Source organism: Blautia sp. RTP21359st1_E11_RTP21359_211015, assembly GCF_040910705.1.
In the GTDB taxonomy this organism is placed as follows: domain Bacteria; phylum Bacillota; class Clostridia; order Lachnospirales; family Lachnospiraceae; genus Blautia_A; species Blautia_A fusiformis.
This window is the reverse complement of record NZ_JBDGAB010000057.1, coordinates 1-23,473: the sequence shown is the minus strand read 5'-3', so window position 1 is coordinate 23,473 and position 23,473 is coordinate 1. Positions and strand designations below refer to the sequence as shown.

The 23,473-nt window shown below is 39.3% G+C and carries 22 protein-coding genes and 2 pseudogenes; 20 read left to right on the top strand and 4 right to left on the bottom strand.

Translation table 11 applies throughout. The features are described 5' to 3' along the window. Positions 1-105: 105 nt before the first annotated feature. The 17 genes from AB5026_RS15675 (at position 106) to AB5026_RS15595 (ending at position 17,415) form a co-directional block, all read left to right on the top strand. The gene (locus AB5026_RS15675) at positions 106-996 is read left to right on the top strand and encodes a glycoside hydrolase family 95-like protein (RefSeq protein WP_368213786.1); all 891 of its coding nucleotides are present in this window, start codon (positions 106-108) and stop codon (positions 994-996) included. A 747-nt stretch (positions 997-1,743) separates the two neighbouring features. After that, a complete protein-coding gene (locus tag AB5026_RS15670) occupies positions 1,744-2,259 on the top strand; it encodes a sigma-70 family RNA polymerase sigma factor (protein ID WP_173739160.1) in 516 nt (171 codons plus the stop codon). After that, positions 2,259-3,686, top strand: a complete 1,428-nt coding sequence (locus tag AB5026_RS15665; protein ID WP_368213784.1) for a DUF4179 domain-containing protein — start codon at positions 2,259-2,261, stop codon at positions 3,684-3,686. Before AB5026_RS15670 ends, AB5026_RS15665 begins: the two co-directional genes overlap by 1 nt. A 212-nt stretch (positions 3,687-3,898) precedes the next feature. Then, positions 3,899-5,251 (top strand): L,D-transpeptidase family protein, encoded by a 1,353-nt coding sequence (locus tag AB5026_RS15660; protein ID WP_368213782.1) that lies wholly within the window; start codon positions 3,899-3,901, stop codon positions 5,249-5,251. A 127-nt stretch (positions 5,252-5,378) separates the two neighbouring features. Next, positions 5,379-5,564, top strand: coding sequence for a hypothetical protein (locus AB5026_RS15655; RefSeq protein WP_005423080.1), 186 nt, complete (start codon positions 5,379-5,381; stop codon positions 5,562-5,564). 11 nt (positions 5,565-5,575) lie between these two features. Beyond that, positions 5,576-5,929 carry an ATP-binding protein gene (locus AB5026_RS15650; RefSeq protein ID WP_226844727.1) on the top strand — a complete coding sequence of 118 codons (354 nt, stop codon included), beginning with the start codon at positions 5,576-5,578 and terminating at the stop codon, positions 5,927-5,929. A 24-nt stretch (positions 5,930-5,953) separates the two neighbouring features. Then, positions 5,954-6,331, top strand: coding sequence for a response regulator (locus tag AB5026_RS15645; RefSeq protein ID WP_226844730.1), 378 nt, complete (start codon positions 5,954-5,956; stop codon positions 6,329-6,331). Positions 6,332-6,579: 248 nt separating this feature from the next. Further along, positions 6,580-7,131 carry a hypothetical protein gene (locus AB5026_RS15640; RefSeq protein ID WP_368213780.1) on the top strand — a complete coding sequence of 184 codons (552 nt, stop codon included), beginning with the start codon at positions 6,580-6,582 and terminating at the stop codon, positions 7,129-7,131. A 77-nt stretch (positions 7,132-7,208) separates the two neighbouring features. Beyond that, complete coding sequence (locus AB5026_RS15635; RefSeq protein ID WP_368213778.1) at positions 7,209-9,095, top strand: beta-N-acetylhexosaminidase; 1,887 nt, start codon at positions 7,209-7,211, stop codon at positions 9,093-9,095. Positions 9,096-9,394: 299 nt separating this feature from the next. Then, positions 9,395-10,060: a response regulator transcription factor gene (locus tag AB5026_RS15630; protein WP_005423065.1), complete on the top strand. Its 666-nt coding sequence runs from the start codon at positions 9,395-9,397 to the stop codon at positions 10,058-10,060. Beyond that, positions 10,057-11,478 carry an ATP-binding protein gene (locus AB5026_RS15625; RefSeq protein WP_368213776.1) on the top strand — a complete coding sequence of 474 codons (1,422 nt, stop codon included), beginning with the start codon at positions 10,057-10,059 and terminating at the stop codon, positions 11,476-11,478. Before AB5026_RS15630 ends, AB5026_RS15625 begins: the two co-directional genes overlap by 4 nt. A 99-nt stretch (positions 11,479-11,577) precedes the next feature. Further along, positions 11,578-13,062: a DUF6034 family protein gene (locus tag AB5026_RS15620; RefSeq protein ID WP_173739946.1), complete on the top strand. Its 1,485-nt coding sequence runs from the start codon at positions 11,578-11,580 to the stop codon at positions 13,060-13,062. Positions 13,063-13,180: 118 nt separating this feature from the next. Next, positions 13,181-13,954 (top strand): hypothetical protein, encoded by a 774-nt coding sequence (locus AB5026_RS15615; protein ID WP_227574037.1) that lies wholly within the window; start codon positions 13,181-13,183, stop codon positions 13,952-13,954. Between the two features lie 18 nt (positions 13,955-13,972). Continuing rightward, entirely contained in the window at positions 13,973-14,701 is a 729-nt protein-coding gene (locus tag AB5026_RS15610; RefSeq protein WP_243239096.1) for an ABC transporter permease, read from the top strand. After that, positions 14,679-15,395, top strand: coding sequence for an ATP-binding cassette domain-containing protein (locus AB5026_RS15605; RefSeq protein WP_005423055.1), 717 nt, complete (start codon positions 14,679-14,681; stop codon positions 15,393-15,395). The genes AB5026_RS15610 and AB5026_RS15605 overlap by 23 nt, the downstream gene beginning before the upstream one ends. 2 nt (positions 15,396-15,397) lie before the next feature. Beyond that, the gene (locus tag AB5026_RS15600) at positions 15,398-16,711 is read left to right on the top strand and encodes a hypothetical protein (protein WP_368213774.1); all 1,314 of its coding nucleotides are present in this window, start codon (positions 15,398-15,400) and stop codon (positions 16,709-16,711) included. Beyond that, positions 16,708-17,415, top strand: a complete 708-nt coding sequence (locus tag AB5026_RS15595) for a hypothetical protein (protein WP_244092821.1) — start codon at positions 16,708-16,710, stop codon at positions 17,413-17,415. The genes AB5026_RS15600 and AB5026_RS15595 overlap by 4 nt, the downstream gene beginning before the upstream one ends. 12 nt (positions 17,416-17,427) lie before the next feature. On the opposite strand, the pseudogene AB5026_RS15590 reads toward AB5026_RS15595, so the two are convergent. From AB5026_RS15590 to AB5026_RS15575, 4 genes and pseudogenes are all read right to left on the bottom strand, one after another. After that, positions 17,428-17,721: pseudogene (locus AB5026_RS15590) on the bottom strand (recombinase family protein); the annotation flags it as partial. A gap of 29 nt (positions 17,722-17,750) precedes the next feature. After that, positions 17,751-18,401: a hypothetical protein gene (locus AB5026_RS15585; protein WP_173761571.1), complete on the bottom strand. Its 651-nt coding sequence runs from the start codon at positions 18,399-18,401 to the stop codon at positions 17,751-17,753. A 97-nt stretch (positions 18,402-18,498) separates the two neighbouring features. After that, a complete protein-coding gene (locus tag AB5026_RS15580; protein WP_173761570.1) occupies positions 18,499-19,959 on the bottom strand; it encodes a cell wall metabolism sensor histidine kinase WalK in 1,461 nt (486 codons plus the stop codon). After that, positions 19,943-20,608, bottom strand: coding sequence for a response regulator transcription factor (locus AB5026_RS15575; RefSeq protein ID WP_173761569.1), 666 nt, complete (start codon positions 20,606-20,608; stop codon positions 19,943-19,945). The genes AB5026_RS15580 and AB5026_RS15575 overlap by 17 nt, the downstream gene beginning before the upstream one ends. A 170-nt stretch (positions 20,609-20,778) precedes the next feature. Here AB5026_RS15575 and AB5026_RS15570 point away from each other — a divergent pair. From AB5026_RS15570 to AB5026_RS15560, 3 genes and pseudogenes are all read left to right on the top strand, one after another. Further along, positions 20,779-21,024, top strand: a pseudogene (locus AB5026_RS15570) (hypothetical protein); the annotation flags it as partial. A 522-nt stretch (positions 21,025-21,546) separates the two neighbouring features. Next, complete coding sequence (locus tag AB5026_RS15565; RefSeq protein WP_021651442.1) at positions 21,547-22,524, top strand: M28 family metallopeptidase; 978 nt, start codon at positions 21,547-21,549, stop codon at positions 22,522-22,524. Between the two features lie 140 nt (positions 22,525-22,664). Then, the gene (locus tag AB5026_RS15560; RefSeq protein WP_021651441.1) at positions 22,665-23,039 is read left to right on the top strand and encodes a hypothetical protein; all 375 of its coding nucleotides are present in this window, start codon (positions 22,665-22,667) and stop codon (positions 23,037-23,039) included. Positions 23,040-23,473 lie beyond the last annotated feature (434 nt).

Below are 23,473 nucleotides of genomic sequence, written 5' to 3'. Positions count from 1 at the left end.
CCGCGAGAAGCAGCGGATCAGGGTGGCAAGAGTGTATGAGAAAGTAACCAATCAGCGGAATGATTTCCTGCAGAAACCGTCAACGATGCTGGTGCGTGAAAACCAATGATCGAGGGAGCCGTAAAGTTCTATCTTGGGTTCCTGTTCCCATATGGGGAATACTATGTTACCGGGCCTTCCACTTCCCCGGAAAACCGTTTCTGTGGAGAAGATGGAAAATCCCACAGTGTGGGAATGGCATCCACCATGGATATCAGCATCCTGAAAGAACTGTTTGGGTACTACCTGAAAATATGTAACATCCTGGGCATAGAGGGAGAGACAGCGGATGTAAAACGGGTACTTTCAAAACTGCCGCCATTTAAGACGGGAAGCTTTGGACAAATCCGGGAATGGTTCCTGGATTATCCGGAAACAGAGATCCATCACCGCCATGTTTCCCATCTGTATGGTCTTTATCCCGGAAACCTGATCACAGAAAAAAACCCGGAGCTTCTGGAAGCCTGCCGGGTGGCTCTGGAAAGGCGCGGGGACGAAGGAACCGGATGGTGTATGGCATGGAAGGCCTGCCTCTGGGCCAGACTCCGGGACGGGGAACATGCACTGGGGCTTTTGAAAAACCAGCTCCGTTATACCAGAGAGGAAAATATTTCCTGTGTGGGAGGCGGCATTTATCCCAATATGCTGTGTGCACACCCACCGTTCCAGATCGATGGGAACTTTGGCTTTGCAGCTGCGGTTGCAGAGATGCTTATCCAGAGCAGGAAAGGGTATATCCTGTTACTTCCGGCACTTCCGGATGAATGGAAAGACGGAAATGTCCGGGGAATGAAGGCACAGGGTGCCATCACAGTTGATTTTGAATGGAGAGATGGCAGGATACACAGGGTTCGCCTCTGTTCTTCCTGTGAGCAGAAAGTAACGCTGGAATGTAATGGAATTTCAAAAACAGTATTTTTAAGACCTGATGGGACAGAGGATATGATTTTTGATTGATCTGTTCTGAGGACCTGAAAATCATAGACAGTGGTAAGTAATGGGGTACAATAAAATACAGCCAATCGATTTTGCCAGAAACTATTGATATTTCTTAGGGTATCGCATATAATATAATTAGACCAAAAGGTTTCGTGTAGCGGCACGTAAAAGCTGTACTGTGCCCGGGCAGGGTAATTACTGGGACTATTTGATACTCGGAAGGGTATTACGCCCACACCAGGGAGATACGGTGAATCCGCGCCGGGGACTTAATGATACCGGCGACATTTTAGACGTTCGGAAGGATGTCGCGGCTGACAGCCAGCATAAAACCGCTTTTTAAGATTATGGGCACTGGATAACAAAAAGTTGTCCGGTGCTGTTTTTATATTATAGTGATGATTGGGAAAAGATAGATGGGAAAACAACAGGATAGAGAGAAAATCGTACAGGAGATTAAAATAGCTGCCGATCTGTATAGGAAGCATTTAGTGTGGCGATTCAATTAATCTATCCTGAGGGTATGAGAATTATTGACAGCCGTATCATGTAAAACGCACATGGTACGGCTGTTTTTATACCCTAATAGGACCTGATGATCATAAAATTTGAACGATTTTGGGGGTGTTTTTATCTGAGATAATTTTTTTAAAAATATTTGCAACCTTTTTAGGGATTCGCACGTCTAATAAGTAGGAGCACATAAATGAAGCTTCTATAGTATACTCCAGATGACTGGTCTGAGATAGGAGAATTGGAACTATAATGAATGAGGTTTTGATACGAAAAGCGAAGAAAGGCGACAAGGATGCTTTTTGCAGGCTCATGGATGAAAATGTACAGAGTATGTACAAGATTGCAGCAGCATATCTGAAAAATGATGAAGATGTTGCAGATGCAATACAAGATACGATCCTTTCCTGCTATGAAAATCTAAGAAGTCTAAGAAAGAACAGATACTTTAAAACATGGCTGATACGCATCCTGATCAATAAATGTAAAGACGTCATACAAAAGAATAAACTGGTTACTTTTATGGATCAAATTCCAGAAACACCTTTTCATGAAGAATATGAGACAATAGAATGCTTACAGGCATTAGAACCATTGGATAGTAAATATCGTTTGGTTGTTATTCTGTACTACATGGAGGAATTTAATATCCGGGAAATCAGTAATATCCTGGATTTGCCAGAAAACACAGTGAAATCCCGCCTTCATCGTGGAAGAAAAAAAATCGCAGATATATATGGATATAAAATTAAGGAGGAACGTGCCTAATGATGACTCTAAATAATAATGAGAAAGATTTCCAGAAAAAAATGCAAAAGGATACAGAGATTCCGGCGATTGTACATGAACATATCAATCAGGCATATCATTTGATTGAGAATAATACGGTTACTCAGAAAAAAGCACCAAGGGATCCATTCCATTGGATGAAAATCGGAGGCAGGGTAGCAGGAGGTATGGCAGCGGTACTGGCAGTCGGATTTATATTCTGTGCAACCAATCCAGTAATGGCAAAGAATATCCCAGTTGTAGGAGGGCTTTTTGAAATCTTGCAGGATAATGTAAGTTTCTTTGGTGATTTTTCGGATTATGCAACAACCTTGAAATCCGTTGATGGAACAACGGCAGATGGCAGTGAAGCAGATGGGGACAAGACAGGTAATGCCACTAGTGAGAATGCTTACATTAAAACAGCAGATGGGCTGACAATTACATGTTCTGAGGTATATGCCAACAGCCAGGCAGTCTATATAACTATGCAGTTTAAGAGTGATAAGCCATTTCCAGAAACGTCAACTAGGGCGGAAAGTGGAACACCGGTCATTGATCTGGATATGACTGGCGGTGTGGACTTTGATTCAGAAGCTAGTCCGGTGATCGACGGTCAGGTGGAAGGACAGTTTCTGGATGACAACACCTATGCATGCATTTTCCGTTATGATCTTGCTCAGGCGGCAAAAGACTATACGGAATATAATGAGAAATACAATGAAATGACACAGCAGGTAATGGATGAGATGGGAATAACTCAGGCGGACTTAGATGATCAGACGGATGAAGGTTATGCACTGCTGGAAGAGTTTATCAATAAAGTATCTGAGCGTGGTGGAGCATATCAGAAATATATTAAAGATATTGAGATTCCGGATACTTTTAATCTGCATCTGGATATCACGAAGGTAAGAGGGCTAGAAGCAGACTATGAGTGGTCAGAAGCGGATGATGAAAACTATGGAAGGGATGCCGGCTACTACAAATATGAAGGTGACTGGAGTTTCGATATCCCGGTTACAGTAGATGATTCCCGGACAGAAGTATTGGAACTCAATGATACAAACGATGCTGGTATCGGACTCAAATCCGTAATTCGTTCTCCGTATGAACTGACGGTAAATGAACTTTATAAGGAAGGATCCAACAGTGACTGCTTCATGGTAGCTCTTGATGCCAACGGAAACACACTTCCATATAATGAGTCTACTGGAAATTGTAATAACTTCACAATTCAGGACAGGGACATTTCTACAGTAGATATTTATTTCCTAGATTATATCCAGTATATGGATGAACTGAAGGGGCAGCAGAATTTTGATAATCCTACGAAAGAAGACGGACAGAAATGGAAAAAACTTCTGGAGGAAAATGCAAAGTACCATAAGACATTACATTTTGATAGTGACAATGCAAAAAACTAATTGATTCAAAGAAAGATAAATAAGACATGAGACCAAAAGAAGTGATAGGGCAATCAATGAGAACCATAAAATCGGCAAGACCAGGTTCAGTTGTTTATGTACCGATGGATAAATCGGAATTCAGATCCATTATATTTTCAGAAAAGAAGAAAAATAAAATTAAGAAAATTGTAATATTGATTATATTGATGCTTTTTGTTATAGGCTGTTGTATGTATGCAGGTATATCTTATTATTACTCATATCACTTCTTTTATGGGACGACCATCAATGGGATTGACAGTTCAAATAAGACAGCATATGAGGTTGAGCAGGAGATTGCTGGGAAAAAGGATAACTATACTATTCAGGTAAGGGCAAGAATGCAGGACCCGCAGGCCATTACAGGAAAAGATATTGATTATAAATACGTATCCAGCGGTGCGGTTCTTCAGCTGTTGAAAACTCAGAAATCATGGGAATGGATCGGCAGTCTTTTTGAAACAAAAAACTATATGGTTCAAGAAGAGACTTTTTTCAGCCGGGAGAAACTGGAAGAACAGGTAAATTCATTAAATTGTGCGAAAAAAGAGAATCAGATAGCACCGGAAAATGCGTATGTAAGTTTTGTTAACTCAGAATTCACTATTGTGCCAGAAACGGAAGGTAACGAATTAAATACCAAAGAAGCTTATCAGATGATATGCAGGGCAATCGATAACGATGCGGCAGAGGTAGATCTGGAAAGTGATCCAAAGGCTTATAAGAAAGCAGATGTGACGAAAGAAAGTTCAGAACTTCAGAATATGGTAAATACATATAAGAACCTGACAAAAGTAAATATCACATATACATTTGGAGATGAAACGGTAACACTCGATGGGAATACCATCAAAAACTGGCTGCAGTTTGACGAGAAAGGGCAGCTGCTCCAGAATGATGAAGCCTTCCGGCAGCATGTAGTGGATTATGTGGCACAGCTTGCAGCAGATCATGATACAGTTGGCACTGAAAGACAATTTCAGACCATAAGCGGAAGGACGGTGTATGTATATGGCTCAGCTTATGGATGGAAGATTGATCAGGACAAGGAAGTAGCACAGCTCATGCAGGAAATTCAGTCAGGAACCCAGACAACCAGGGAACCGGTATATTCTATGAGGGCAAATGCACACGGAATCAATGATCTTGGAGATACATATATAGAGGTAGATCTTACAGAACAGTATATGTGGTATTATCAGAATGGAAATATTATTTTCCAATCAGAAATCGTATCAGGACTGCCAAGCGATCCGGATAGAAAAACACCCCCTGGAATATTCACATTGAATTCAAAGAGCAGTCCGTCCGTGCTGCGAGGTGAAATGACAGCAAATGGAACCTATTCTTATGAACAGCCGGTAACGTACTGGATGCCATTCAATGGAGGAATTGGCTTTCATGATGCAGACTGGCAGCCGTACTTTGGTGGTGACAGATATCTTACAGGTGGTTCTCATGGATGCATCAATCTTCCACCAGAAAATGCCGGACAGCTTTATAGTCTTATTCAGTATGATGTCCCGATAATCTGTTTTTACTAATTCTATATTCAAGATGTACAGGACAGGAGCTAAGTTGTAATGCAGCTGGCTCCTGTTTTTCATTGTCAACAGTATCAGCCTGACGCATGATCACCATTTCGGTAATCCAGAACAAAGCAGACTTGATGTGGAAGTGGAAGAGCGATTGGTAAAAGCTAGCAATCTCTTCCTTTCACAAAGAGTGAAGAAGAGAAGGCACATTAATGGGATTGACGTATCAATACTGGAACCATATAATGGGTACAAAGAAAAATTTATTTATGGAAATAAACACATTGACAGAGCATGCAAAAGTGCTGTGATTAAAGTTTAAAAAGAATCCTTATGAATATCATAAGTAATGCTGTCAAGTATAACAAAGAAAAAGGAGAGATACTGCTCAGCTATTATGAAACACAGGTGGATGACAGGCATATACTGTTTGAGTTTCACTGCAAGGATACCGGAGTTGGAATGAGTAAAGAATTTCAGAATCACATTTTTGAGCCATTTACTCAGGAAACAGGCGGTGCAAGATCTGTTTATGGAGGAACAGGTCTTGGTATGCCAATTACAAAAAAACTAATAGAGAAAATGGGCGGTACGATTAAATTTGAAAGCGAGAAAAATGTAGGAACCACATTCATGGTACAGCTCCCATTCCTTATTTCTGCTGATATGAAGCAGGCAGAAAGCTAGGAAGATGATGTATCAATTGAAGGCATGAAAATCCTTTTGGCCGAAGATAATGAATTGAATATGGAAATTGCGGAATTCCTTCTGACAAATGCAGGAGCAGAAATTATAAAGGCTTCAAACGGCAAGGAAGCTGTTGAAGCATTTGCAAAATCAGGTGTTGGTGAGATCAATGTAATTCTGATGGATATTATGATGCCAGTTATGGATGGCCTGGAAGCTACCAGAGAAATACGTACAATGAACAGAAGTGATGCATCTGCTGTTGTGATTATAGCTATGACCGCCAATGCTTTTACAGAAGATAAGACTAAAGCACTGAAGTCTGGAATGGACGATTATCTTACCAAACCACTGGAGTCAGAAAAACTGATTCGTGCCTTAAGTAGATACAAACACAATTAACAGTAACGTTCTTATTTCAGCCATAGAAACAGGGTGTGGTACGAAATATTATGCGTAAATTTATAAAATGGAACAGTAATCCAGACAAAGGGGGGCATATCAATTGGACAATGATATGCCCCTCTGCCGATGTTTGTTAACTGATGCATTTTGTTTATATATTCCCTTATTTTGTACATGGACTCTTTTATATGGAAGGTGTATAGTGAATGAAAACTATATGATAAAGATTATGGAGGCATAAGATCATGGCTAACTTGATAAATTTTGTTACGCTGTTGAATGGAAAATTTGATAATAAGGATCAATTTGAGAAAATAAGTAAGACAAATCCACAGTATCCATATGCAAAGCACATCAATACAATATGTAATTCAAAAATCGCAAATCTCCCAAATGGTTTCGAAGGCGTATTTATGATTGAAGAGAGCTATTATTCTGTACAGGGAACTATCCGCTCTTCTTCACATTTGTTTCTTTTCATGGAAGAAAGCAATTCAATAAAACTTATTTCTTATGAGATACCGGAAGGATATGATAAAAAGAATTTTACTTACAAAATCTTCAAAGGTGCCGACTATGATCAGCTAAAGTGTTCTGCAAAATTTACTCCTGCATTTTTCAGAAAATCAGGTGATACATGGGAAGGCGGAAGTGTAAGTATGTTTTCTCCCGTATTGAAATTTTCTCTGCATGAAAAGTTCACTGAAAATCAATTGGAAGTATCAGAGTCCATGGAAGTAAATGGGAAAAGAACTTTTGGTTATGATGAGCCGATTATTTACAAACGAATAAAATAGAACATTGACAGGGGATGCTCTGCTAAAAAGATTGATTTATTAAGAAGAGCAGAATTCCTAAAGAAAGAGGAATACGTATGAACATTGTTTTTTCATCTGATAAGAAAGAATATAATACTATTAAAAAAGGTACTGAAATACTGCTGGCTGAAAATGACGGTTTCAACCAAAACATAGAATTGTTTGTTAAATTTCAGGACAGACCAGAAATATTGATCAATAAAAGAAAAAACCAGATTCATATCATCTGTCGGGAAATATCTCATTATTACCGGGCACTTAATTATGCCATACATCATATGGAAGAGGATGAATTTCAATATCAAGAGCATGTCTGCTTTGAAAGAAACGGTCTTATGCTGGATTGTTCCAGAAATGCTGTATTTACAGTTGAAAAGGTGAAATTCCTGATCAAGACACTGGCAAAACTTGGAATGAATGTACTCATGCTTTATACAGAAGATACCTATGAAGTAGAGGGGCAGCCTTATTTTGGGGCTTATCGAGGAAAATACACCAAGGACGAAATAAAAGAGCTGGATGCTTACGCTTCCATGTTTGGGGTAGAGCTTGTTCCGTGTATTCAGACCCTGGCTCATCTGCACAATGCGCTGAAGTGGCCGGAAATGGATAAGATTCGTGATTCTGCGGACATTCTCCAGCCTGAAAAAGAGGAAACTTATCAGTTTATTGAAAAGCTGCTCAGCTCAGTAAAAGAGAATTTTTCTACCAACAGGGTACATCTTGGAATGGATGAGGCTGTCATGCTGGGACTTGGAAATTATCTAAAAGAAAATGGATATAAAAAAGGGTCACTGATAATCAGGGAACATTGTAACAGGGTCGTAGATATTTGCAGAAAATTAGAATTAAAGCCTATGATATGGAGTGACATGTACATTACAGCAAATTCTACAGGCGGATACTATGATCTGCCCGAAAACACGGACTGCTCCAAATGGGAAAAACCGAAAAAAGATCTAGGATTAGTATATTGGGACTATTATCATGATGATACCAGAACCTATGAAAAAATGCTGGATATCCATGCGCAGCTTTCGGATAACGTTATTTTTGCAGGAGGATCTTGGATTTGGAACGGAATTTCCCCCAATTATTCTAAGACCTATGCGTGTACCAAAGCAGCGCTTTCTACTTGTAAAAAATACAATATAAAAGAGGTTCTCTGTACAGCATGGATGGATAATGGTGCAGAAACCCCGGTGGATGCTTTGCTTCCGGGACTTGTACTTTTTGCACACTTTGATTTTCACAGAGACTATGACGAAACAATCCTTAAGCAGGAGTTCAGGAACTGCACAGGCGGAGAATTTGATGATTTTATGGCACTTGACAATTTTGATTCCTTATTCTTAAATACGAAAGAGAATAAAGAGGCTCAAAATCCTTCAAAATATCTGTTATACCAGGATCCAATGTTAGGCATTTTTGATTATCATGTGAAAGAATCAGGTGTCAATACAAAATCTTACTACCAAAACATACAGAAATGTATGAAGGAATGTGCAAAAAAAACAGGAAAATATCAGCTTTTATTTTCATTTTATGAAAAACTGGCGGCGGTATTAGCTGATAAAGCCGATTTGGGCATGTGTATAAAATCAGCATATGACAGATCGGACAGAGCAGCGTTGAAAGATATCAGTCAGAATGTTATTCCTGGGATCATCTGCAATCTGACAGATATGAAATCATCAAGAGAAAAAATCTGGATGAACGATGCAAAGCCATTTGGTTATGAGATTCTGGATATAAAAATTGGTGGCGTGATTACAAGACTTAAAAGTACAGGATACCGGATTGACAATTATCTGAATGGAAATGTGCCTCGTCTGGAAGAGCTGGAAGAGGAAAGACTTCCCTATTTTACCAAAGGAATGGACAAGCGGGAGAACTTATGGAATCGCATCATCAGTGGATGTGATTTGAATGACACGATCTGATAAAGGTAAATGAAAGGAATCAGGCTACGTATGAAAATTTTAGTGATTTTAATAATTTTTGTATTTGCATTGTCTCTCTTTCGAATGATTCTGGAATGGAGTAAAAATAATAATAAATGTTCTCACCAGCGTTATAAACGATCAGAAAATAACGGTTTATACAGGAAATCAAAACTATTCTCACAGAATGGTTTTGGTTTCCTTTTTTGCTGTTACAAATCAGTTACAACTGCAATATAGAATTTAATGTATAATTAACCTGTGAAAAGATAGTTATAAAAACATGTGAGGTAATAATTATGAAGGCAAGAATCCTTGTGATAGAAGACGAAATGTCAATCAATGACCTGCTATGTATGAATTTGGAGATTGCAGGGTATGAAACAGTAGGATATCTGGATGGAAATGAGGCATATGAAGCAATTATTCAAGATCATGCGTTTCAGTGTGCACTTGTAGATATCATGCTTCCCGGAAGAGACGGATATAGCCTGTTACCGAAACTGAAGCAGTATGAAATCCCCGTAATATTTCTTACCGCAAAGGGAGATATCGCGAGCAAGATAAAGGGATTAAAAGACGGTGCAGAAGATTATATTGTAAAACCATTTGAAATGCTGGAAGTGATGGTCCGTCTTGAAAAAGTACTGGAACGCAATGGCACTGTACAAGAACAGATTCAAATTGGTGATGTCATCATTGATACTGCTAGTCGTACTGTTACAAAAATGGGCATGGAAATCTATTTAAAGCCAATGGAATATAACTGCCTCATGGTGTTCGCCAAAAATCCGAATAAAGCACTGACCAGGAATCAGATCCTGCAGGAACTGTGGAATGAAGAGTTCTGCGGAGAAACAAGAACTGTGGATGCACATGTGGGTCGTATCAGGAAAAAGCTTGGCTGGCAGGATAAGATTAAAACAATTCCCAGAATCGGTTACAGACTTGAGGTGGATTTATGAAACTCTTAATAAAGATCTTTTCTCAGACTACATGTATCATTTTGTTGGTATCGTCAGGGATCTTTCTCTATACCACTTATTGTTGGAAAAATCAGAGTATACAGAATATCAACAGTTATGAAAGCAGTATATTCAGAACAAATATCTTACAGTTTGAAAATAAAACAAGCCTTTCTGACAATCAGAAACAGAATGCCGACAACGAAATGCGCCCCCAAATAGTTACTTATGCTTTTCGGCAGGTTTTTCATGACAGCGCGGTTTTATATCTTGATGGAAAAATGATCTATAATGGAACTGTTTATGAATTCGATGTAAAAAAGTTAAGAGAATTATGTGAAAGTAAGGCAAACATGGTGGATCATGGCAGCAACAGTGACGGTCATGGCCCTATGGTCAGTCAGATAAATGGAAGGACACTTTTGTTATTTTACTATGGCAATGTAAATATGGGATATCAGATTGTTACTTATAAAGATATAACAGATGTAATAGAAAAAAGTCATCTGCTGTTTTTTCAGACGGGTGGATTTACTTTATCTTTGATCGTGGTGATGGGAATTATCCTTTATTTGAGCCTTCGAAAAATCACAGCACCGCTTACAAGCCTAAGAGAAGCTACGCTTCTTGTTTCTGAAGGTATTTATGATTTTAAAGTACCGTCAGAGGGCAATACAGAACTTTCGCAGGTAGGTGCAACCTTTAATTTTATGACAGGTAAAATAAAAGAACAAATTGAAAGTCTTTCTAACATAAACCGGACACAAAAACAGCTTATTGGAAGTCTGGCTCATGAGCTGAAGACCCCAATGACTGCAATCATAGGCTATGCAGATACATTGCTTACTGTGCGCCTAACCCCGGAAAGGCAGGAGAAGGCTCTGATTTATATTGAAAATGAATGTCGCAGGCTGTCAAGACTTTCTATGAAAATGCTGGAATTAACCGGACTCTACGAAGCTTCGGAAGACTCATTCAATCCAGTGGAAATACAGGTGGATAATTTCCTGAAAGAAGTAAAAGAACTTATTGATTGCAGGCTTCAAGAAAAAAACATCTCTCTTGATGTATTTTGTGAACCAAAAGAATTGGTAAAGAAGTTTGATCAGGACTTAATGATAAGTGTAGTGACAAATCTAATTGATAATGCAGTCAAAGCTTCCAGGAAAGAATCTAAAATTGTGCTTGAGGCAACCCCAGACCATCTGATGGTTCAGGATTTTGGAAAGGGAATACCGAAAGAGGATCTGGAAATGGTGACGGAACCATTTTATATGGTAGACAAATCTCGTTCCAGGGCAAAAGGAAGTGTAGGGCTCGGTCTTTCTTTATGTCAGAAAATTATAGAACTGCACGATTTCCAACTGAAGATTGAAAGCAATCCGGGAAAAGGAACTACCGTCTCTGTTTTCTGGTAATCACACTAACGTTTACATATCAGTTACAAATCGCGAAAGATTTGGTGTAATGCTCGATGATATACTTATAACAACCTTAGAAAGGAGATATTACCAGAAATGAGAAAAAACATAAAAAAGTTTGCAGGAATAGTGCTTTGTATTGGAATGTTTACAGGATGCGCACAGACCCCGGATTCTTCTTTGGTAAAGCCGAAGGGGAGCAAGGCTGTAGATGCTTATACGGAAGCGGATGATGTTAGCGGTTCTAAAGGAGAAGCATTTGAAAGCAAGAACGATGACGGTTCAGAGTCAAAGACAACCATCAGGAATCTCATTGATGCTCCTCAAAATTATAAAAGCCATGTGGAAGATGACAGTGCCAAGCTCGTGGTAAATACAGATGCAAGCGTAGAAATTCCGGAAGTGGAAAAGATATCTGCTATTTCTGTCACCGCGGCAGAAGTTACCCAGGAGCTTCTAGACCGTATTACAAACGCATTCTTCTCAGAGGCAAAACTTTATACCATGGATAGTTATTATGTGAAGACAAAGGATGAAATTAAAAAAACTCTGGATGAACTAAAAGAAGATGTTGCAACCGGAAACCTGGATCCGTATAACTATGGAACAGATGATGATGGGAATTATGTCTATGATATCTATGAAGATATTGAGACATGGGAACAGGAATACGAAACTGCTCCGGAAAAGAAAACCCTGACAGAGGCAAAACCTGTTGCCGGAAATTCTTTCGATTGTATTGCACAAATGCCAGACGATTCACAATACTATTATAAAACATCTTACACTGGCTCCGATACCTTGTCAGTCAAGATCAAGAAAGCAGCAAACAAGGGCGGGGAAAAAATACCGGAGGATGCAATGTGGTGTGATTACGGATATTCTGAAGAGGAAGAAAAACCCACAGAAGAATCTATCGGGCTGTCCCTGGATGAAGCAAAAAAACTTGTAAAGGAAAAAGTTGAAAAAATGGGCATCACAGATTTGCAGTTTTCTAACTGGAATTACGCGGTGTGCAAAAGTTTTGAAGACGATAATAGTTCAGGTGATTTTGGAAATGGATATAGAATTGATTATGCACGTACCATAAATGGTGTGCCGGTCACTCAGACAATTGCAGACGGTGGGGCATTGGAAGATATGGACAGCACAATGGAAACATGGTCTTATGAAAGTCTCTGTTTCTATGTCGATAAAGATGGCATAGAAAGCATGACTTATTCAAATCCCTACACAATCGGTAAAATAAAGACAGAGAATTTAAATCTTCTTTCGTTCAGCGAGGTTATGAAAATTTATGAAAAAATGATGGTGGTAACAAACGCTGATAATATGCAATATGAAAATTCCAGGGTCTATAATATTGATCGGATCGTTCTTGGTTATGCCAGAATATATGAGCCGTCTACTGACGCACACACAGGTATTCTGATTCCCGTCTGGGATTTTTTCGGCAGCATGACTTCAGAAAGTGAATATAACGGAGAAACAGAATCAAATACCAGTAAAGATCCGAATGAAAGTTTCCTTACCATTAATGCCGTGGATGGCAGTATCATAGACCGGAATCTGGGTTACTGACATGAGACAGGTATTTGGAATTGTAAGGTACAATTTCTTCGGATTTCTACGCAATCCCAAAGTTATTTTTATATTTCTGTTAGAATTTGTACTGAGTTTCCTGCTTACAGGCAGAATCATGGTTGTAATGGAGACCTACGATACACCGGTACAGGCCATTGAACCATTTATCTGGACATTTGGGGATGGGATAGCAGTACTGTCCAGTTCGCTGCTCTTGCTTCTTATGTTTTCTGACCTGCCGAAGATGACACCTATTACTCCATACCAGCTGACCCGGACAACCAAGAGGAAATGGCTTTTAGGTCAATTCATTTATGTTATTCTTGTAACTGTTTTATATACGGTTTTGATGCTGCTGTTTACGGCCGTGCTGTGTATGAAAAAGAGTTATCCAGGTAACCTGTGGAGCGAAACTGCGGCCATGCTTGGTTATTCAGAATTAGGAAAAAACCTGCAGGTCCCTTCTACAGTAAGGGTCATGGAAAGTATCTCACCCTATGGCTGTATGCTGCAGGTTTTCTTCCTTCTGTTTTGTTATTCGCTGACCTTAAGCTTTGTAATCCTTGTAGGAAATCTCTATAAAGGGAAGACTAAGGGGATGATTTTTGGTCTTCTTTACAGTGTCTTTGGTTTTTTATTGGACCCGAAAGTACTGGCTGCAATTTTACATAAAGAAAAATACGAAATGTATCAGGTAAATGTATTAATCTGCTGGATCAGTCCTCTGAACCAGGCAGTATACGGAAAACATAACTTAGGTTATGACCCATTGCTTCCGAAAATCTCGCATTCCTATATGTTTTTTCTGGGTATTTTAGTTCTTCTTGCAGTTTTTGCAATTAACCGGATGAAAAAATATACCTTTGAATTTCTTGGAGAAAAGACATGATCGGAAGGGGGAAAACCTATGTGGGGTGAAACAAAACGTATGTGTTTTAATAAAAATTTTCTGGCAGCATGGCTGATAGCCTGCATTTCCATAGCCATTGGACAGACTTATCCCAGCTTAAAAAAAGCACTGACATGTGGTACTTTTATCAGTATACTGGAAGGTTCTCTAAAAAGCCAGGCAGTATCTTTTGCCATTCCGGTAGCAGCCGTATTGCCATGGAGTGATTCCGTTCTGCAAGAATATAAAAGTGGATTTTTAAAGGAGATACTTCCCAGAACGACTCGCAGACAGTATATCGAAGGTAAAGTCTTTTCCATTATGGTATCTGGTTTTATGGTCTGGACGTTATCTATACTAACGGTACTTTTTATCAATTTTATTGTGTTCTATCCGCTGGAGATAAAGGGTGCTATTCAGAAAGAAGCACTTCTGGACTTACTCATGAAGGCATTTCGGACAGGACTTATCGGAAGTATCATAAGTACTTTCGGTGGAAGCTGCGGGATTTTATGGGATTCTGCTTACATGGCATATGGAATCCCTTTTGTAAGCTTTTATTTCGGAATTATCCTTCATGACCGCTATTTTAAGAATCAGATATGGTTTTATCCAGTAGAATGGATACTGGCTGATGAAAATTGGGGACCGGACAAAATAGGACTTTGGCTATTTCTACTGTTGTTTTTATTAGTAATGCTGGGAATTCTGGGAGGTGTTTTATATGGAAGATTGGAAGAAATCTGAAGGGACATTTAATCTGGCCTGTGATCCGCAAAGAGCAAGTGGAATGATGCAGAACACCTGCGTAAAAATAGAACACGTGACCAAACGTTTCGGTGAAGACATCGTGTTACAGGAAGTAAATCTTTCCCTGAAAACAGGGAACGTCTATGGGATTGTTGGAAATAACGGTTCCGGAAAGACCGTTCTTATGAAATGCATCTGTGGGTTTCTCCCTGTAACTACGGGCACTATTTTTGTATTTGGAAAAAAAATAGGACATGATGTGGATTTTCCTGAAAGTCTTGGAGTTATTATCGAGACTCCCGGTTTTCTTACACAATATACGGGCTTTAAAAATCTGGAGATCCTGGCAGACATGAATGGCCGGATTTCGAAGGCCGATATCCGCATAGTCTTAAAAAGGGTAGGATTGGATCCGGATATGAAGAAACCAGTCGGAAAATATTCCCTTGGAATGCGTCAACGCCTTGGTATTGCACAGGCCATTATGGAAGATCCTCTTTTTTTGATTCTGGATGAGCCGTTTAATGGACTGGATAAACATGGCGTGGAAGAAATAAGAGAACTTCTGCTGGATTTAAAAGCAGCAGGAAAAACCATTTTGCTGGCAAGCCATAATGAAGAGGACATCAGAATCTTATGTGACCACGTATATGAAATGGATGGAGGAATCTTAAGAGAAAGGACTGCCTGATAATGAGAAATTTATTTGTGAAAACGGCATTAGTATTGTGTACGACAATAATATTTCTTCCAGCTACCGTTTTTGCCACAGAGCCTCAAAACACGGAGATTACATCTGCTGAAGAAGGATTTACGGACTCGGATCCGTCCGTATCTTATGAGAATGACAACTCGTTAACCCTTGATGAAAAAGAGGATGAATCTACGAGTACCGAACCTCCGAGTACCGAACCTCCGGCAGAGGATGAAAAGACTCCTGATAAAGCTGATAACGATAAAGAAAATCCGGATCCGGATATTTTTACATCAGGAGATGACTTTGGTGATGGTTCTAAATCGAATCCTTTTCATGTTGTAATAGACAGTGATAATCAGGAGGACGGTGACGCCCCACAGATAACAGATCCGGTTATAGACAACGGAGGGTATTCGGGCGGTGGGGGAGGAGGTAATTCAACATCAGACTCATCAAGTGAAAAAATATTACATAAACCGCAGGTATTATTAGAAGACAGCAATCTTTCAGGTGGACGATTGGAGGCTGGTTCTACAACAGAAATGTCGCTGACATTTCGAAATAAAAGCTGCAGTCAAAATGTATTTGGTTTAAAAATTTCCCTTTCTACAGAGAACAAAGGAATCGAATTTGAGAAAAACTCTTTTTATGTACAAGTCCTGGCTCCTGGTGAAGCAATTACTTTGGAACAGATGATTACTATAACAGAAAACTGTGATCCTGGCCAGGCTGTCATTACTTTTTCTCTGGATTATGAAGATTCGAAAGCAACGGCAACTACCGGTACAGAATTACTGTCTTTTCAGATCATCCAACCGGTTCGTGTTAAGCTGGAAGCTTCAGATATTCCATCTGTTTTATACACTATGGATACAGTAGAGATCCCGGTAAAAGCAATGAATCTTGGAAGAGACAAAATATACAATGCAAGTGTCAGCTTAAAGGCTGATGAATTAAGCTCAAACGATACTGCATTCTTAGGGACCATAGAGGCCGGAGATTTATCCCAAGGAAGTCTTCGCATATATGTAAAAGGAAAAACAGGAAAATGTGCAGGACAATTAATTCTTACGTATGAGGATGCAGATGGCAAATCATATGAGGAAGAAATAAAATTTGATTCTGAAATCAAAGAAACCCAGATAAAGTCTTTAAAGGTTGAAGATGACCAGGAGAAAACCAATAACTGGTGGTATTCCATAGCTGCAGTTGTTGCAGTACTGCTTATTTCCATAATCCTGATTCTGGTCAGAAAGCTTCATAAGAAAAATATCCTTCTCGAAGAAGTGAGAAAGGCGGCTTCTCATTGAAAAGAAAAAAAATAGACAGCTTTACCTTATTTGTCATACTTCTGCTGGCATTGATACTTACATTATTAGGAATGCTGCTGGCAGGCATGAAAGAAGAAAAACGGCAATTTACTGTGTTACTCCCACTTGGAGATCTGGCTTATGATGAAGATTTTTTGCAGAAAGCGAAGAAGATAAAAGGTATAAAAGAAATCTGGCCAGTCATAGAAGTCCCGGTTGTCATCAAAATTGAAGATTATACGGAAACAACGACTTTTTCAGGAATTGATATGAATGCGTTTGGAAAAAATCCAACTCAGAATGAATTGGGGAAGATGCCGTTGGTATTGCTGGGAAATGGTTCCCTACGGGATATGAAAGACTATAATAATCATGCCATTTCAAAAAAACAACAGGAAAAATTTTTAGAGATGGGTGAAAACCTGAATATTTTTTATTCCCTGGATGAAAAAGAGAAGGATACTCCCAAAGCCACGGATGATCTTACCACTTTATCCGGCAATTCCGCAAGAGAACCGCAAACCTCATATATGCCCTGTAAAGCCGCTGTAGTAATAGAAGGCAACGAAATCTACATACCCATTTCCCAGGCACAGGATCTCTGCAAAGAAATAGGAGAGCCTTCTGAAATCAGTAAAGTATATCTAAAAATAAATGGAAAAAATAACCTGGAGAACGCAAAGAAAATACTTTCAGGAATTTAACATAATATATAGCAATTCGGCGATCGCCTTCGAAATGGTCTGGCGGCGGGTGTCCGGTTCTTCAAATTTTTTTGTTGCCATAGGCAAGCAAAGTCGCATTAGTCTGGTCAACGTATCCAGTAGCTTTTCAATTTCTGCTTCCACCTGTGCCAGCTCCACTTGATAGGCGGTCAGTTTTGGATTGATTTTTTCCTCCCTGCCGTGGAGTATCTGAAAGTCTTTGAACTTCTCCTGCATGGCAGAGAAAATGAATTGCTCAAATTCTTCTCTGTGGATTTTTCCGCAGCCCGGGCAGTTCTTGCTTTTTGCTATCGACCGGCAGAAAGGATTAGTTATTATTTCTGAACGGAGTCCGCCTCTTCTTGTGTGAGCTGACCATTTTTAACTGCATCAGAAATGGCTTTGTCTAATTCCTCAACTGTGGAATAATCCCCAATGTGTACTGTTTTTCCGTTATCTTTTGTTACATCAACACTATAAGAGGAAACTACATCTTCAGTAGGTGGAATCATGGAGTAGGTATCGCCGTCACCGTCATCTTTGGAATACAATACTCCCTTTTTGATACTTTCCAGAGTTTCTTTATAGCTGTCCATCATAGCATCTACACTTTCCTGTGTAAATTCATGGAATACGCCCAGCCCATCATACCAACCATCTCCGGTTCCAATCAAAGATTCCATTTCCTTTTTCTGTTCGTTCATCCACGCCTCATATTCATCAGCTGTCCACCACTGCACATCCGGTACCGTGTTGTTTTTCTCATAATCTGCCTCAGCGACCCAATTTTTACCGTCAACACTGATCTGTCCACCGTCTGTATCCTGATAGAGAATATCTGTACCGGATATGTTTCCTGTTTCGGATGTTGAAACCTTTGGTGTATCCGAAGCCAATGCACTTGCATAGCTTGCATAAGTAACTCCTGCAATGCTTAAACAGATTGCTCCACACAGTCCTATTGACCAAATTTTTTTGTTCTTCATCGATAAAACCTCGCTTTCTAAAAATTATAGCTACCCTCTTGAGGACAGCTATAATATAACAAAGCAACTTGGATATAATTTGCAAGGATTATGGATTTTAGATGGAGTTGTCTATCGGCTGCCTGCAAGGCAATTCAAACCAAAACAGTACACCATTGCTTGTATTTGAGATGCCGTACTTTGCTTGGTGTATTTCCATGATTTTATGAACAATATAAAGTCCTAATCCAGTTCCACCTGTATTGCGGTTACGAGATATATCTGCCCGATAGAAGGCTTCAAACAAATGTGGAATAGCATCGTCAGGCACACGGACACCTGTGTTTTCAATTTCACCACGAATTGTGCCATGTGTTTCGGACAAAGATATACGAATCAATTCACCACTTGGAGAATAACGAATTGCATTTACCAATATATTTTGAATTGCCCGTTCCATCTGTGATTGTTCCACTTCACAATAAAGGCGGGTAGGAATATTTGCTTCAAAGCACTGTTCCTTTTCTTCCAACAAATCTGTTACAGTGGCAATCTGTACCCGAAATATTTCCGCAAAATCAATGGTTTTATATTCGGATTTTTGAGTTCCCTCTGCTTTAGAAACATACAGCAGCTCTTTTACCAACTTTTCCATCCTATCAACAACGGCTAGGGAACGCTCCATGTACTCTATATGGTTTTCATAACCGCAGACTCCATTCAGCATTCCCGCCAAATGTCCTTTCAAGATGGTCAGTGGTGTTTTCAGTTCATGGGATGCTGCCGAGAAAAAGTCTACCCGCTGTCTTTCTAACTCCTGTTCCTTTTCAATATCTGTTTTGAGCTGTTGGTTGGCAGTTTGAAGGTCGTTCAATGCAGTGGATAGCGAAGCAGATAATGAATTTAGATTTTGCGCCAAACAACCTAATTCATCTTCTCGTCCTGTACCACATTGACCGGAAAAATCCAATTCTGCCATTTGCTTTGAAATCTTGCTCAGTTGCACAATAGGTCGAGTGATGTACCGTGTATAGAGCCATGCACAAAGGAGCGAAAGCAGAAAGATCATTAGGATAACATACGGAAGAATAGACAGCAATACTTTTGTTGCCTGCTGTACAACGAACAAATCCGTTTGAACTGCCAATGCATAAGCAGTACCGTTTTTTAACGTGAACGGGTAAAAATTTGTCGTGGTTTCCCCAGACGGTTGCATATCTATGAACGATTCATCTTCATCGAATGTAACTGTACAATCTGCCGAAGTAGTAGAGGTTTCTATTGATGCCTCGTCGGGATATATCATACGACCGTTACTATCCTCAATCCAAAAAGCGGCATTTGTTTCCTTTGAAAAATTAGATATATCATTTTCACAATCAGATATATTGTCAAAAGCTGTCATTTGCTCAACAAGGTGCATAGCGGCTTTCTCTGTGGACGCATTTATCAAATTGGAGTATGTCGCAGGTAACAGCTTTGAAATGAAAAAATATGTTCCGCCGCAAGCCGCACCCAGTAGAAAAAATGTAATTATAAAAATCTTAACGGATAAACGTTGCTTAATGTACTTTGTCAATTCTGTATCCCACCCCTCTGATTGTTTTTATATAGTCAGCATTTAATTTTTTGCGAATGTTCTTTATGTGACTGTCAACGATCCGTTCCTCGACCTCCAAATCGTCCGCCCACAATCGGTCAAGCAGCATTTGCCGAGTAAAGACCTTTCCCTGATTTTCAAGCATAAGCCTAAGAAGAGCAAACTCTTTGCTGGTTAAAACAACCTCGTTTCCGCCTTGATATACATGGAATCCGTCAACATCCATACTCAACTCTTTATAAGTAAGCAGGAATTGATTTTGATTTTCCGCAGTCCTACGGCGAAGAATAGCCGCAATCTTGCACAGTAGGATTTTGGGTGAAAAGGGCTTTGGAATGTAATCGTCAATCTGCTGTTCAAAACCCCGCAACTGGTTTTCTTCATCCGAAAGTGCAGTAAGCATAATAATAGGGACTTGTGACCGCTTACGAATGACCTCACATACACCATAGCCGTCGATTTTAGGGAGCATGATGTCTAACAGCACAAGGTCGATGGTATCCCCAAACATTGCAATGCCCGACACACCGTCAGAAGCAACAGCGACTTCATATCCCGCATCAATCAGATGGTTCTTTAATATATCCTGAATGTCAATATCATCTTCGACAATTAAAATCTTCTGCATTGTTCCACCTCCAATTTTTCAAGTATAGCAGAGAAATATGTATCTATTATGGAGTCTCAAATTTTATCCGCATTTATTTTACCGCCATTCTTTCAATCTATCAATGTTGTCATCGAGTATGTAGATAAAATACTGCTAAAACATAAAACTGCGTATCGTCCTCATAATCAAACCTGAATACCTTTTACCAAATCGTCACCTTGCTGGACATTTCCGTAGACCAGTTCTTTTATCCTAACAGGCAGAACAGCGAAAGTAACTGCTGCCAGCACATTGATGTCCTTTTAAACTCTAATGAAAAAGAATTTGTCGTGATAGAAGCCACAGCCGAGGGCATTAAGAAAGCCAGAGAAACGGAGGTTCCAGGAAAATCTACATACCCATTTCCCAGGCACAGGATCTCTGTAGAAAAATAGGAGAGCCTTCTGAAATCAGTAAAGTATATCTAAAAATAAATGGAAAAAATAACCTGGAGAACGCAAAGAAAATACTTTCAGGAATTTAACATAATATATAGCAAGAAGTCTCTTTCCTTTACAGATGTGCAATGAATTGTAAAAGCACTGTACGAACGCTGTAAAAGCAAAAAAGAACACTTGGTTGGTGATGCAGTTCATGGTATAATAGTATCAGTTGATAACATAAATGATAAAAAAGCTAATTTTGTTAAAAAAGGATCACAATGTACATTTAGAATATCAGATTTACCGCCTTTTGATCATGTGGTTGTAATGTTCCGTGCATAGCCCAGAATGGAACTAAGTAAATTTATCAATGTCTGTCCCTTTTTCAAAATCTGAGATTTAATTGGCAGAAGTATATCACATGATAATGTTTATGGTATGAAAAAAAGCTTTCGTTGTAGCCTATGGTTCTGCATGGAAAGTTATTGGATAAAAGATACTGATTAATACTTGGTAAAATGAGGGAGCTCACAAATGAAAAAAATTACAATTGCCTTAATTATGGTTATATCATTAATAGCACCAATTCAGACAATGGCGGAGAGTGTTACCCAGACCGGTACAATAATAGAGCCTTTGGAACAGAATATTGAACAGATCATCGATGAAATCACTTCTGAACCGCGTCCAATAAATTCTGATGCAATACAGAATGTAAAAGAATATATTAGTGAATATTTTGGCAATCTGGGATATGACAATATAGAATACCAGAAATTCGAATATAACGATGAAAACAATGAGAATGCAATAAGGCATTCCTCGCAGGCGGATGTGTTTCTGGCATCAACAGCCGAGAATGCAATTGTTGACGGCATTGGTGAAAATATCATTGTGACAAAAAACTCATCTATTGATACTACAAAAAATCTGATCATAAGTGCCCATTATGACAGTGCAGAAGATTCGGTGGGCGCCAATGATAACGGTTCCGGAGTGGCAGCAGTGCTTGAACTGGCAAGGATTTTAAAAGATACAGAGATGCCGTATAATATAAAATTCATCCTGTTCTCGGGCGAAGAGAAATATATGCTGGGTTCAAGATGGTATGTTGGTAAGCTGACGGAGGACGAGCGGAAACAGATCATCGGAGTAATAAATATTGATACTATTGCAGAAAAAAGTGATCTGGGTTATATGGCGATGATCGAAGGAAACAAAAGACCAGACAATGCGGAATATGATGATGAGGGATTGAAAAAACTGGCAGAATTAAATAAAAACAGTATGTCAGAACTATTTACACCCAGTGACAGATTTTTCCTGACAATGGCAACCAACAGTGACCATTATCCGTTTGCATTAGTGAATATCCCGGCAGTATCGATTGTCCAGGACTGGCAAGATGGTTTGAACGTGAATGATAGTTCTGATGTAAAAGAAAATATGGATATACAGAGAATTGTGGAAGTGATTGATCAGGTTATGGAAGTACTTCCAACGATCAATTAAATTTATATCAAAAATCTCCCACTAATAGTAGTGCCAGATAAAAAACATTGTAGAAGTCAGTAATATTAATGTTTTTCATGGTGCTATCACGGTGTGAAGTCGAAATAATCAAATACTGACAGAGACTAGGAGGTGGAATAATGAAAAAATGGATCGTGATGCTGGCGGTACTTGTTATGTTCTGTCTGGCGGGATGCGGGGAAAAGCCGATGACAGCAGTGTATTTTCATCCAGATGATAACAGCTGGTATTTTGCGGATCTGGACACGGACACGATTTTCTCCGGAACGATACCGGATAAGCTTACGGATGAGAATGGAAAGAAGCTGACAGAGGAAGATATGACAGACGGAGATGTTTACCTGATCTATGGAGATGGTATCATGCTGGAAAGCTTCCCGGGACAGTATCCGGGAATCACAAAGATGGTACGGAAAGAACAGGGCAATCAGGAAAAGGCCGATCATTACCGGAAGGAGCTGCTTTCCATGATGCGTCCGGTGACTGGAGAGTGATAAAATAAAGCTTTTTTAGAAAAATATTAAAAGAAAATATATATCCATTTCTTCTATATTTTGATAAACTATATATTAAGACCACTGAGAAGAATAAATTTTAACAAATGTAGCAAGAATTCTCCCACCTCTTCAGGTGGTGAGATGAATTGCACATCTGAGCATATCTGCTCAAAAAAAATCTCTATAGTATAAAAGAAACACTCGTTCTCCCTTCCCTGATGTAGTATACTGAAAAAGAACAATTAGTTCATAAATACATATCCGTCGATATAAGAAAAAGGACGATAAATATAATGGAGTTAGACCATGAAAGATGCATTCTGGGGTTAGATCTTCGGTCTGCTCAGTGCAGGTGGAGCAACGATTGAAACGATACGGCAGTATATAGAAAGCCAGGGTGAGAAGAATGAACCGCGCCGTAAAAATAAGGA

Coding starts and splice junctions, on each gene's coding strand:
- AB5026_RS15675 (WP_368213786.1), top strand. CDS start 106: ATGATCGAGGGAGCCGTAAAGTTCTATCTTGGGTTCCTGTTCCCATAT.
- AB5026_RS15640 (WP_368213780.1), top strand. CDS start 6,580: ATGGCTAACTTGATAAATTTTGTTACGCTGTTGAATGGAAAATTTGAT.
- AB5026_RS15670 (WP_173739160.1), top strand. CDS start 1,744: ATGAATGAGGTTTTGATACGAAAAGCGAAGAAAGGCGACAAGGATGCT.
- AB5026_RS15615 (WP_227574037.1), top strand. CDS start 13,181: ATGGTTGTAATGGAGACCTACGATACACCGGTACAGGCCATTGAACCA.
- AB5026_RS15620 (WP_173739946.1), top strand. CDS start 11,578: ATGAGAAAAAACATAAAAAAGTTTGCAGGAATAGTGCTTTGTATTGGA.
- AB5026_RS15560 (WP_021651441.1), top strand. CDS start 22,665: ATGAAAAAATGGATCGTGATGCTGGCGGTACTTGTTATGTTCTGTCTG.
- AB5026_RS15565 (WP_021651442.1), top strand. CDS start 21,547: ATGAAAAAAATTACAATTGCCTTAATTATGGTTATATCATTAATAGCA.
- AB5026_RS15635 (WP_368213778.1), top strand. CDS start 7,209: ATGAACATTGTTTTTTCATCTGATAAGAAAGAATATAATACTATTAAA.
- AB5026_RS15650 (WP_226844727.1), top strand. CDS start 5,576: ATGAATATCATAAGTAATGCTGTCAAGTATAACAAAGAAAAAGGAGAG.
- AB5026_RS15660 (WP_368213782.1), top strand. CDS start 3,899: ATGTATGCAGGTATATCTTATTATTACTCATATCACTTCTTTTATGGG.
- AB5026_RS15585 (WP_173761571.1), bottom strand. CDS start 18,401: ATGAAGAACAAAAAAATTTGGTCAATAGGACTGTGTGGAGCAATCTGT.
- AB5026_RS15630 (WP_005423065.1), top strand. CDS start 9,395: ATGAAGGCAAGAATCCTTGTGATAGAAGACGAAATGTCAATCAATGAC.
- AB5026_RS15575 (WP_173761569.1), bottom strand. CDS start 20,608: ATGCAGAAGATTTTAATTGTCGAAGATGATATTGACATTCAGGATATA.
- AB5026_RS15645 (WP_226844730.1), top strand. CDS start 5,954: ATGAAAATCCTTTTGGCCGAAGATAATGAATTGAATATGGAAATTGCG.
- AB5026_RS15665 (WP_368213784.1), top strand. CDS start 2,259: ATGATGACTCTAAATAATAATGAGAAAGATTTCCAGAAAAAAATGCAA.
- AB5026_RS15605 (WP_005423055.1), top strand. CDS start 14,679: ATGGAAGATTGGAAGAAATCTGAAGGGACATTTAATCTGGCCTGTGAT.
- AB5026_RS15610 (WP_243239096.1), top strand. CDS start 13,973: ATGTGGGGTGAAACAAAACGTATGTGTTTTAATAAAAATTTTCTGGCA.
- AB5026_RS15600 (WP_368213774.1), top strand. CDS start 15,398: ATGAGAAATTTATTTGTGAAAACGGCATTAGTATTGTGTACGACAATA.
- AB5026_RS15625 (WP_368213776.1), top strand. CDS start 10,057: ATGAAACTCTTAATAAAGATCTTTTCTCAGACTACATGTATCATTTTG.